Origin of the sequence: Stenotrophomonas sp. C3(2023), from assembly GCF_032911385.1 — a bacterium.
Taxonomy (GTDB): Bacteria; Pseudomonadota; Gammaproteobacteria; order Xanthomonadales; family Xanthomonadaceae; genus Stenotrophomonas.
Genome location: NZ_JAWJLO010000001.1, coordinates 401,901 through 413,218 on the forward strand (window position 1 = coordinate 401,901; position 11,318 = coordinate 413,218).

Sequence of the window (11,318 nt, forward strand, 5' to 3'; positions counted from 1 at the left end):
ACGTCACAGACCATGCCACCGTGGCCGGGAACGAGCCGTCCAGCCGTTGTAATGGCCACGTGAGGTTTCCCGGCCCGGTGGCGTCGCCAGCCAGGCGCGGCGCGGACTGGAGGTGATGACGGTCCTGGCCCATCGCCGTCAACTCAACCCCCCCAGCGCCGTACGCTGCTGCGCTGCCGCGAGAGGCCGGCGCGATGGCTGGGTAGACTGGCGTTCTTTGTGCGGAGAGCTTCCATGTCGATGTATTCACCGGTTGCCCTGATCGGCGTGCCCACCGACATCGGGGCCGGCCACCGTGGCGCCCGGCTGGGACCGGAAGCCCTGCGCATCGCCGGCCTCGCCGAGGCCCTGCAGGCCCGTGGGGTGGAGGTGCATGACCTGGGCAACCTCGACGGCCCGCGCAACCCGTGGACGGCGCCGGTGTCAGGCTACCGTCATCTCGACGAAGTGGTGGCCTGGAACCGCGCGCTGATGGAGGCCAGCTACGCCCAGCTGCAGGCCGGCCGGATGCCGGTGATGCTGGGCGGCGACCACTGTCTGGGCATCGGCTCGATCACGGCGGTGGCGCGCTGGTGCCGCGAGCAGGGTCGCAACCTGCGTGTGCTGTGGCTGGATGCGCATTCGGACTTCAACACCAGCGAGGTGACCCCGTCAGGCAACGTGCACGGCATGCCGGTGGCCTGCCTGTGCGGTCTGGGCCCTGAGCCGCTGACCCATCTCGGCGGCAGCGCGCCGGCACTCGATCCCAGCCAGGTGCGGCAGATCGGCATCCGCTCGGTGGACCCGGAGGAAAAACGCCTGATCAAGACCCACAAGGTCGACGTCTACGACATGCGCTATATCGACGAGGCGGGCATGAAGCGCACCATGGAGGCCGCCTTGGCCGGCCTTGGCGCTGACGACCATCTGCATGTCAGTTTTGACGTGGATTTTCTCGACCCGAGCATTGCGCCGGGCGTGGGTACGACGGTGCCTGGCGGGGTCAACTACCGCGAGGCGCAGCTGGTGATGGAGATGATTGCCGACAGTGGCCGCATGGGCTCGCTGGACATCGTCGAGCTCAATCCCTTGCTGGACAACCGCAACAGCACCGCCGAGCTGGCCGTGGACCTGGTCGAAAGCCTGTTTGGCAAGTCCACCCTGATGCGCGACTGAGCGCGGCAGCGGAGGAGCGGTGACGCCCGTGTGCTACGCGGATGAACGACTGACACGCCCGTTCACGCCCGCTGCACGTTCACCACGCCAGATTTACGCCATGCGCCGACGCTGAGACACAGCCCGGCGCAAGACCCGGATCGCTGAAGCGGTAGGGCTGCAAACCAACCCAGGAGAAGTTCAAATGAAGCGTGTCGTTGCCCTGATGCTGTTGTCCATGTTCTCGGTAGCCATGCTGGCTGGCTGCAACACCGTGGCCGGTGCCGGCAAGGATGTGCAGAAGGCCGGTGAAAAGGTCGAGGACGCTGCCAGCGGTCGTTGATCGGCGCAGGCATTCTGAAAAGGCCGGGCATTGCCCGGCCTTTTTTGTGCGCGCTGCATGGCTGCGGCATCTGTGATCGCCGAACTGCGTGATCGCGTAGTGAACCATTCAAGCAGGTGAGTGCGTTTTTCATGGTTGCTTGATCGGTTCACAACGCGCCTTTGCCGATGCTGGAGACGTACCACACCCCAGAACGCAAACCGACGAGGCAAGCAATGAACAAGGACATCATTTCCGGCAAGTGGACCCAGCTCAAGGGCAAGGCCCAGGCCAAGTGGGGCGACCTGACCAATGACGACTTCGACGTCGCCGAAGGCAACGCCGAGTACCTCGCCGGCCGCCTGCAGGAGCGCTATGGCTGGGCCAAGGACCGCGCCGAGAAGGAAGTGCGCGACTTCGACGAGTCGCTGCGCAAGGATTATCCGGATTACCGCTGATCGCGGTATTGGGATGAGTTGAAACGACGGGCCGCATTGCGGCCCGTTGCTGTTTCCGCGTGTCGGCCTCAGCGTGCAGGCGGGTCCGGCACGAAGCGCTGTGGGAAAGCCTGTGGCCCGCGCGGTGATGCGCTCATGGCAATGCCACGGGCGCGCAGGTTGCGCGCATTGTCATAGCGCAGCTCGGTAATCTGCGTGGGTATCTGGCTGGCACGTGCGAAATGGGTGTCACGCACCGACGACCATTCGCGTTCGCCATGCCCCGTTCCCAGCCGTTGCGCGGGCGCGGGTGCAGGCGGGGACGGCCGGGCCATGTCGCCGGCTGGCGCGGCCGAGGCGCTCTGCGCTTCGGCCACCGCGGCTGGGCGCGCCGAACGTTCGACGAAGGGTGGCGTTCGGCGTACCGGCCGGCGCTCGTTGAACACGGCGATGCCGATCACCCCGAGGTTGTCCGGCCTGCCCGTGCGCGTGGCATAGCTGCCGTGCGGACTGGAGAAGACGAACTGGGCCACCTCGTCGTTGGACTTGCGCCACCCGGCGATGTCGGTGGTCTGCCATGGCCCCAGCACATAGCCGGATTGTCCAGGGTCGGCGTCCTCACCGCTGATGGCGTTCACGCCATCCACCGAGAGCACCACCAGCACGCGCTCGGCGCTGTCATTTCGCAGCCGCACCGCGTAGCGGTGGCCGCGTTCGCCGGCGCTCCACCACTGGCCATCGTGGCGGTAGCGGGGCAGGGGGCGTTCGCCAAGGTCACGGTCCACCAGCTCCATCCGCACCGGGCCCTGTTCGATGGGCGCGGGGCGGGCAGGACCGGCGTGCACCGCCATGGGCATAGCAAGGCACAACAGCAGGGGCAGGATCATGCGCTTCATCACGGGGACTCCATCGGCAGGTACACCCGTCAACGCGCCTGCAGGTGCAACGGGGTTGGCCGCCGCGCGGTAAACTGAGCCGGTTCACCGCAGGTTTCCTTTCGAGCAGTCCATGACCACCCGAGTCCTCACCGGTATCACCCCCTCCGGCACCCCGCACCTGGGCAACTACGTCGGCGCGATCCGCCCGGCAATCGCCGCCAGCAAGGCGCAGGGCATCGAGAGCTTCTTCTTCCTGGCCGACCTGCACAGCCTGATCAAGGCGCAGGACCCCGAGCGCACCCAGCGCGCCACGCTGGAGATCGCCGCCAGCTGGCTGGCCTGTGGGCTGGATGCCGAGCACGTGTGGTTCTATCGCCAGAGCGATATCCGCGAGACCACCGAGCTGATGTGGTTCCTCACCGCCATCGCCAGCAAGGGCGTTCTCAACCGCGCGCATGCCTACAAGGCCGCCGTGGACAGGAACCGCGAGGAAGGGCAGGACGAGGACGCCGGGGTGAGCGCCGGGTTGTTCATGTACCCGGTGCTGATGGCCGCCGACATCCTGATCTTCAAGGCCAACAAAGTGCCGGTCGGGCGCGACCAGATCCAGCACATCGAGATGGCGCGTGATTTCGCCCAGCGCTTCAACCACGTCTACGGCAAGGATTATTTCCCGCTGCCGGAGGTGGTGATCGATGAGCAGGTCGCCACGCTGGCGGGACTGGATGGCCGCAAGATGAGCAAGAGCTACCACAACACCATTCCGCTGTTCGCCCCGCGCGAGGAGCTGAAAAAGCTGGTGTTCTCGATCCTGACCGACTCGCGTGCACCGGGTGAGCCGAAGGACACCGAGGGCTCGGCGTTGTTCCAGATGTACCAGGCCTTCGCCACTCCGGAGCAGACGGCCGCCTTCGCCCAGGCCTTCGCCGAGGGCATCAGCTGGGGCGATGCCAAGCAGCAGCTGTTCGAGCGCATCGACAGCGAGCTGGCACCGCTGCGCGAGCGCTACAACGCGCTGATGGCCGAACCGCACAAGATCGAGGCGCTGCTGCAGCGGCGTGGCCAGCAGCTGCGCGAGACGCTGGCGATGCCGCTGCTGCAGGAGCTGCGCCAGGCGGTGGGCCTGCGCGATCTGTCCAGCGCGGGCGACATCGCCAGTGAGGACGCCGGCGTGGCCCGCCAGGCGCCCCCGCAGTTCAAGCAGTACCGCGAAAAGGACGGCCGTTTCTACTTCAAGCTGACCGGCGGTGACGGCGCGCTGCTGATCCAGAGCGAAGGCTTTGACTCGCCGCGCGATGCAGGCCAGCTGATTGCCGTGCTCAAGCAGGCCGAGCATGGCGATGCCCTGCAGAGCGAACTGTTCAAGCTGCACGCCGACGTGGACGCGGTGCTGGCCGCGCTGGCGACCCTGCGCGAAGACGCCTGACGGCAGGACACCCGCGCTTTGGCAGGTGACGACCGTTGGTCGTCACGCTGTTGCTTCCCGGGCTGCCGGGCAGAGCCCGGCACTACGCGGCCACTGGGCCCGCACGACGCCCGGCGCGACGCGGGCACCGGGCACCCGCACGACGCCCTCCCTCATGCCATGATGCGGCTGCGTCCTGACCCGGAACCGCCGCCATGGCCTGGTTGTCGCTGCTGTTGTTCCTGCCCTGGTTCGCCCTGCTGGGCAGCCTCTACTGGTACTACCCGCGCGATCGCCGCGGCAGGCGCGCGCGCCTTTTCGATGTCGCCACTCTGCTGCTCGCTCTGCTGTTGAGCGTGTTGGCGATGCACTGGGGGTTCCGCAGCGGCAGCGCGCAGCACGACGCCGGCCCGATCTGGCCGCAGGTGCTGGCCGTGCTGTATGCCTATGGTGCCTTTCTGGCGGTGATGACACTGGCCGTGCTGCTGCGACGGCTGCGCTGAGACCCATCGGGTTGCCGGGCAGAGCCCGGCACTACACCAAAGGTGAATCGCGCCTGGTTTCACTGCGGCTTACCATGAGCCAGTGTTTCCAGCGCCAGGACAGGACGCAATGTCGCTTGATCCCAGCATCATCACCATCGATACCGGATTCCAGCGCGCCGATTTCGACGCGGCGTACCTTGTCATTCAAAACGGCCGTGCCGCGTTCATCGACTGCGGCACCGGGCTGGCGGTGCCGGCCATGCTTGCCGCACTGGCCGATGCCGGCCTGGCTCCCGATGCGGTGGACTGGCTGCTGCTCACCCATGTGCACCTGGACCATGCCGGCGGCGCCGGCCTGCTGCTGCCACAGCTGCCCAACGCCACCGTGGTGGTGCATCCACGCGGTGCGCCGCATCTGATCGATCCGACCCGGCTGATTGCCGGTGCCACCGCCGTCTATGGTGAAGCGGAAATCGCGCGCAGCTATGGGCGCATCGAGGCGGTGCCGGCGGACCGCCTGCGCATTGCCGACGATGGCCACCGCATCGACCTCGCCGGACGCGCGCTGCTGTGCATGCATACGCCCGGTCATGCGCTGCATCACTTCTGCGTATGGGATGCGCGCAGCCAAAGCTGGTTCACCGGCGATACCTTCGGCCTGTCCTACCGCGAACTGGACAGCGCGCGCGGCGCGTTCATCGTGCCGACCTCCTCACCGGTCCAGTTCGATCCCGAGCCGTTGAAGGCTTCCATCCGGCGCATGCTGCAGATGCAGCCGCAGACCATGTACCTCACCCATTACGGGCCGGTGCAGGACGTGCAGCGTCTCGGTGCGGACCTGCTCGAGCAGATCGACGCGATGGCGCAGATCGGCCGGCAGTGTCACGAGCGGGCCGATCGCCACCGCTGCCTGCTGGCCGCATTGACCGCGTTGTACCTGGAGCGTGCGCAGGCCCATGGCTGTGCACTGGACGATGATGCGGTAACGCAGGTGCTGGCCATGGACATCGAGCTCAATGCGCAGGGGCTGGCCTGCTGGCTGGACCGCAGCACACGTTGAGGCGCGTGCACAGGCGCCGCGTTACACTGCGGCGTCTCCCTGATTGCACTGGTATTGCCGTGAATCCGATGCGCGTGTTGCTGCTGTCTTCCTGCCTGTTCGTGGGCGGCTTGGCCCATGCGGCCAATGACCTGCCCGGCGGCGGCATCGACCCGCAGGCATTGTCGCGCCATGTGCAGGTGCTGGCCTCGGACGCGTTCGAGGGCCGCGCGCCGGCCACCGAAGGCGAAGAGCGCACGGTGCAGTATCTGATCGAGCAGTTCCGCAGCTATGGCCTGCAGCCCGGTGCAGCCGATGGCAGCTGGGTGCAGCCGGTGCCCTTGGTGCGTGCCCAGCTCGATGGCCCGGCCACTGCGTCGCTGCAGTTGAAAGGCGGTACACGCCAGCTGGCCAACGGTGAGGACGTGACCCTGCAGAGCCTGCAGCCGCGTGCGCGCGTGCAGCTCAAGGACGTGCCGCTGGTCTTCGTCGGGTATGGCATCGACGCACCGGAGCGCCACTGGAACGATTACAAGGACGTCGACCTGCACGGCAAGATCGCCGTGGTGCTGATCAACGATGCCGATTTCGAAAGCGAGGCACCGGGCGCGTTTGATGGCAAGGCGGTGACCTACTACGGCCGCTGGACCTACAAATACGAAGAGGCGGCGCGTCGCGGTGCCGCTGGCGTGCTGATCGTGCACGAGACCGCACCGGCCGCCTACGGCTGGGCCACGGTGAAGAGCTCGGGCACCTCGCCGCTGTTCGACATCGAACGCGGCAACGACGAAGCGATGGCCCAGCACACGCCGCTGCGCGGCTGGATGCAGCGTTCGCTGGCCGAGGCGATCTTCGCCGACGCCGGGCTCGACTTCGACGCCGAAAAGCGCAAGGCAATGACGGCCGGGTTCCAGCCGGTGGCGCTGGACAACGCGCGTCTGAGCGTGGACTTCAAGCTGCAGCGTGAGCAGGTGGTCACCCGCAACGTGGTAGCCAAGCTGCCCGGTGGCGCGCATGCCGATGAGGCAGTGATCTTCTCGGCGCACTGGGACGCGTTCGGCATCGGCCAGCCCGATGCCAAGGGTGATCGCGTGCGTCGCGGCGCCATCGACAACGCCACCGGCGTGGCCACCGTGCTCGAACTGGGCCGCGTGTTCGCGGCGGGTCCGCAGCCGCAGCGCAGCCTGTATTTCATCGCGCTGACGGCCGAGGAGAAAGGACTGCTGGGCGCGAGCTACTACGCCGCCCATCCGGTGGTGCCGCTGGAAAAGACCGCAGCCGTGCTGAACATCGAAATGTTCAGCCCGGACGGGGCCACCCGTGACATCGCCTCGTGGGGCAAGGGCCGGGTATCGCTGGAGCGTGACCTGGAGCGCGTGGCCAAGGCGCGGGACCGCAGCTACAGCCCCGACCCGAACCTGGAAGCTGGCTTCTTCTACCGCGCCGATCACTTCGCGTTCGCGCGCCTGGGAGTGCCGGCCATCACCATCGGCCCCGGCCTGGACAAGCTCGAAGGGGGCGTGGACGCCGGCCGCGCGCTGCGCGAGAAATACTTTGCCGACTGCTACCACCAGGCCTGCGATGCCTGGACGCCGAGCTGGGATCCGGCCGGTCACGCTGCCGATACGCTGCTGGTGTACGACCTGGGCGCCGAGCTGGCCAACAGCCGCCGCTGGCCGCAGTGGGACGAGGGCTCGGAGTTCCGCAAGACCCGCGACGCCAGCGAAGCCGCACGCCGCTGAAGTAGAGCCGGGCTCTGCCCGGCTGTATTCCGCCGCCGGGCAGAGCCCGGCGCTACGTGAGCGACCTGACATTCGGTGGAATCGCTTCGCCGTTGGCGGGCAACAAAAAAGCCGGCAGCTGCCGGCTTTTCTGATCCAACAACAGTGTGCCCTGCCGCCGCCTGTACCCGGGCCCGGGTACAGGCGGGGCAGATTTCCAGCTTAGTGCTTGTTGCCGTCCAGCCAGTTCGGGCCCTTGTTCTTCAGGAAGAACACGTAGACGAACAGCGAAACAGCGATGACCGCGGTGACGTAGATGATGAAGTTGCCGACCTGGTCGGTCTTCAGCGCACCCTGGTACAGCAACGGGGCGGTGCCACCGAACAGCGAGTTGGCCAGCGCGTAGCCCAGGCCCACGCCCAGTGCACGCACGTGGGTCGGGAACAGTTCGGCCTTCACCACGGCATTGATCGAGGTGTAGCCGGTCAGGATCACAAAGCCCACGGCCAGGATCAGGAAGGCCATCCACGCATTGGTCTGCTGCGGCAGGGCGGTGATCATGTAGCCGGTGTAAAGCACACCGCCGATGCCGAAGAACACCAGCAGGCTCTTGCGGCCGATGCTGTCCGACAGCCAGCCGCCGACCGGCTGCAGCAGCATCAGGAAGGTCAGCACGGCCAGGTTGATCAGCGTGCCGGTCATCACGTCATTGCCGGCAAACGCGCTCTGGATCATCTTCGGGCCGTTCACCGAGTAGGTGTAGAAGGCCACGGTACCGCCGGCGGTGATCAGGAAGCACAGCAGCAGCGGACGCCACTGGTGCACGAACAGTTCGTACATCGAGCCGGACTTCTTGGCCTTGCCATCACGGGCCGCCTCGATCGAGGACGCTTCCATGGTTTCGTCCATGCCGCGACGCAGCCAGAACACCACCACTGCGGCGATGCCGCCGATGCCGAAGGCGATGCGCCAGCCCCACTCGGAGATTTCCGGCTTGCCCCAGAAGGTCAGCATGATCAGCAGGGTCAGCTGGGCGAGCACGTGGCCGCCGACCAGGGTGACGTAGTGGAACGAGGACAGCAGGCCACGACGGCCTGGAATGGCAGCCTCGGACATGTACGTCGCACTGGCGCCGTATTCGCCACCCGTGGCGAACCCCTGCAGCAGGCGCGCGAACAGCAGGATGACCGCCGCCCAGATGCCGATGCTCTGCGCAGTGGGCGTGATGGCGATCAGGAACGAGCACACCGCCATCACCGTTACCGACACGGTCAGCGCCAGACGGCGCCCATGACGGTCGGCGAAGCGGCCGAAGAACCAGGCGCCGATCGGGCGCATCAGGAAGGTGGCAGCGAAGATCGCCCACACGTACAACGTGGAGTTCTTGTCTTCAGCCGAGAAGAACTGCGACTCGAAGTAGACCGCGAAGACCGAGTAGACGTAGACGTCGTACCACTCGACCAGGTTGCCGGCCGAGCCTTTCAGGGTATTGGAGATCGAGCGCCGCAGCGCGGCTTTCTCGTTGCCGGCGGCGCCGGCGGTGGGGGTGGAGACACTCATGAGGGGGGAAGGCCTGGGCTGGTGGGGATTGTCCCGGTTGGAAGGGGGCACCCGGCAGACGGGCACACAGAAAACGGCGTCAGCTGTCGCCTGCCGGCCACCTTAACGCAGGTCGCAGGACGGTCACCATCACACCTTTGGGTGAGTGACGCCGCAGCGAAGGTTCTGGCAGGCCACAGAGAGCCGGATGCGACAGTATGAAGTAGATCGTCAGCGTTCGCGGCATAGCGACGACGTTGAAAGGCAATCGGAGACGATCGGGATGCTGAGGGGCTGTTGGTGCTACGGGCCTTTTGACCGCGACACTGCCTCACCCTGCGGAACAGGCTGCCGTGACGGCAGCCACAGCCTAGAATCCCCGGTTCCCCCCGCACCCTGGTCGATCATGGCCGCTTCGCCCGTTCCCTCGCCGGTTGCCGCCAAAGGCAGCCACGTCGCCGTTGCTCTGCTGCTGGTCTACGTGGTGTGGGGGTCCACCTATCTGGGCATTGCCAAGGCGCTGCAGGCCGGGGTGCTGCCGCTCACCTCGGTCTCGGGTGCGCGCTTCATTCTCGCCGGCAGCGTGATGTACCTCGTGCTGCGCCTGTTCCGCCGCCTCCCGCGGCCGACCCTGCGCCAGTGGCGGAACCTCTGCATCATGGGTTTCACCATGCTGCTGCTGGGCAACGGCATGGTGGTGCTGGCCGAGCGCGACGTGTCCTCCGGCCTGGCGGCGACCGCCGTCGCCTCGGTGCCGCTGTGGATGGCCCTGCTGCTGGCCGTGCGTGGGCAGCATGCCAGCCGCGGCGAGTGGCTGGGCGTCGGCATCGGCTTTCTCGGCGTGGTCTGGCTCAACGCCGGCAGCAGCCTGACGGCCAGCCCCACCGGTCTGGTGCTGCTGCTGGTGGCGCCGATCGGCTGGGCCTTCGGCTCGGTGTGGGCCCGCCACCTTGACCTGCCGGGCCCGTTCATGACCGCTGCCGGCCAGATGATATGCGGTGGCGTGATGCTGGTGCTGACCGGCCTGGCCGCCGGCGAACGGCCGACCAGCCTGCCCGGCGTCGACGGCCTGCTGGCCGTGGCCTATCTGGCCGTGTTCGGCTCCATCATCGCCTTCAGTGCCTATGTGTGGCTGCTGCACAACGTGCGGCCCACGCTCGTGGGCAGCTATGCCTACGTCAACCCGGTGATCGCGGTGCTGCTGGGCGCACTGCTCAACGGGGAGCGTTTCGGCTGGCGCGACCTCACCGCGATGGCGGTGATCCTGGTCGGTGTGCTGGTCCTCACTCTTGCCAAGGCACGTCGATGAGCCCGGCATCGACCCTTCAGGACCAGCGTCGCGGTTTCGCGGTCACCGCCGCCACCTTCGTGCTGTGGGGACTGGTGCCGCTGTTCTGGCATCAGCTGCGCGCCGTCCCCTCGATGCAGGTCATCGCCCACCGCATCATCTGGAGCACGGTGCTGGTGACTGCCGTGCTGCTGCTCAGCAACGGTGTGCGCTGGTGGAAGGCCATCGCCCGGCAGCCGCGCGCGCTGCCGACGCTGGCATTGAGCAGCATGGCCATCGCGTTCAACTGGGGGCTCTATATCTGGGCGATCAACGCAGGCCACGTGATCGACACCAGCCTGGGCTACTTCATCAATCCGTTGGTGAGCGTATTGCTGGGCGTGCTGGTACTGAAGGAGCGGCTGCGCCGCGTGCAATGGCTGGCGGTGGCCTGCGCCGGTGTGGGTGTGGCGTGGCTGACCTGGCACGCCGGCGCGCCACCGTGGATCGCGCTGGGCCTGGCCGGATCGTTTGGCCTGTATGGGCTGCTGCGCAAGCTGGTCTCGGTCGATTCGGTTGGCGGCCTGGCAGTGGAAAGCCTCTACCTGTTCCTGCCCGCGCTGGGCTTTGCGCTGTGGAGCGAGCAGCCCGGCCACGGCGGTGGTTTCTTCGGGGGCTGGGGCTGGCGCAACGACCTGCTGCTGGTTCTGGGGGGCGCGGTGACCGCACTGCCGCTGATCGGGTTTGCATACGGAGTAAAGCGCATCGCGCTGTCCACCGTGGGGGTGCTGCAGTACATCGCCCCGAGCATCGGGCTGGTGCTGGGCGTGTTCTTCTTCAACGAGCCTTTCGACGGTGGCCGAGCGCTGGGCTTTGTGGCGATCTGGACCGGGCTGGCGATCTTCATCGCCGACAGCCTCTGGAGTGCGCGCCGCCGGGCATCGCCCGTCCGCCGGTAGAGCCGACCCCACGGTCGGCTCGCGCGCGCAGCGCGGCAGGCAGAGGCGTGACGACCAACGGTCGTCACCCACCACGAAAAACGGCGCCCTTGCGGGCGCCGTCGGTGTGCAGGTCAGGCCAGGAGAGAGTGG

The 11,318-nt window shown here is 67.0% G+C and carries 11 protein-coding genes; 9 read left to right on the forward strand and 2 right to left on the reverse strand.

Annotated features, from left to right (window positions below):
- Nucleotides 1-234 precede the first annotated feature (234 nt).
- From rocF to RZA67_RS01650, 3 genes are all read left to right on the forward strand, one after another.
- On the forward strand, nucleotides 235-1,155 hold the full coding sequence (rocF, locus tag RZA67_RS01640) for an arginase (protein ID WP_317210784.1): 921 nt from the start codon (nucleotides 235-237) through the stop codon (nucleotides 1,153-1,155).
- A gap of 184 nt (nucleotides 1,156-1,339) precedes the next feature.
- Nucleotides 1,340-1,477 carry an entericidin A/B family lipoprotein gene (locus RZA67_RS01645; RefSeq protein ID WP_317210785.1) on the forward strand — a complete coding sequence of 46 codons (138 nt, stop codon included), beginning with the start codon at nucleotides 1,340-1,342 and terminating at the stop codon, nucleotides 1,475-1,477.
- A gap of 215 nt (nucleotides 1,478-1,692) precedes the next feature.
- Complete coding sequence (locus RZA67_RS01650) at nucleotides 1,693-1,914, forward strand: CsbD family protein (protein ID WP_317210786.1); 222 nt, start codon at nucleotides 1,693-1,695, stop codon at nucleotides 1,912-1,914.
- A 68-nt stretch (nucleotides 1,915-1,982) separates the two neighbouring features.
- Here the strand turns inward: RZA67_RS01650 and RZA67_RS01655 are convergent, their stop codons facing one another.
- Complete coding sequence (locus RZA67_RS01655; RefSeq protein ID WP_317210787.1) at nucleotides 1,983-2,789, reverse strand: hypothetical protein; 807 nt, start codon at nucleotides 2,787-2,789, stop codon at nucleotides 1,983-1,985.
- Nucleotides 2,790-2,901: 112 nt separating this feature from the next.
- Here RZA67_RS01655 and RZA67_RS01660 point away from each other — a divergent pair, with 112 nt between their 5' ends.
- The 4 genes from RZA67_RS01660 (at nucleotide 2,902) to RZA67_RS01675 (ending at nucleotide 7,442) form a co-directional block, all read left to right on the forward strand.
- Entirely contained in the window at nucleotides 2,902-4,197 is a 1,296-nt protein-coding gene (locus RZA67_RS01660) for a tryptophan--tRNA ligase (RefSeq protein ID WP_317210788.1), read from the forward strand.
- A gap of 194 nt (nucleotides 4,198-4,391) precedes the next feature.
- Complete coding sequence (locus tag RZA67_RS01665) at nucleotides 4,392-4,679, forward strand: hypothetical protein (RefSeq protein ID WP_317210789.1); 288 nt, start codon at nucleotides 4,392-4,394, stop codon at nucleotides 4,677-4,679.
- Between the two features lie 109 nt (nucleotides 4,680-4,788).
- Entirely contained in the window at nucleotides 4,789-5,721 is a 933-nt protein-coding gene (locus RZA67_RS01670) for an MBL fold metallo-hydrolase (RefSeq protein WP_317210790.1), read from the forward strand.
- Between the two features lie 68 nt (nucleotides 5,722-5,789).
- Complete coding sequence (locus RZA67_RS01675) at nucleotides 5,790-7,442, forward strand: M28 family metallopeptidase (RefSeq protein WP_317213771.1); 1,653 nt, start codon at nucleotides 5,790-5,792, stop codon at nucleotides 7,440-7,442.
- Between the two features lie 201 nt (nucleotides 7,443-7,643).
- Here RZA67_RS01675 and RZA67_RS01680 read toward each other — a convergent pair whose 3' ends face one another.
- Nucleotides 7,644-8,981, reverse strand: a complete 1,338-nt coding sequence (locus RZA67_RS01680; protein ID WP_317210791.1) for an MFS transporter — start codon at nucleotides 8,979-8,981, stop codon at nucleotides 7,644-7,646.
- A gap of 385 nt (nucleotides 8,982-9,366) precedes the next feature.
- Between RZA67_RS01680 and yedA the strand changes: the two genes are divergently transcribed.
- Entirely contained in the window at nucleotides 9,367-10,269 is a 903-nt protein-coding gene (gene yedA / locus RZA67_RS01685) for a drug/metabolite exporter YedA (RefSeq protein WP_317210792.1), read from the forward strand.
- On the forward strand, nucleotides 10,266-11,186 hold the full coding sequence (gene rarD / locus RZA67_RS01690; RefSeq protein WP_317210793.1) for an EamA family transporter RarD: 921 nt from the start codon (nucleotides 10,266-10,268) through the stop codon (nucleotides 11,184-11,186). The genes yedA and rarD overlap by 4 nt, the downstream gene beginning before the upstream one ends.
- The last annotated feature ends 132 nt before the right edge of the window (nucleotides 11,187-11,318 follow it).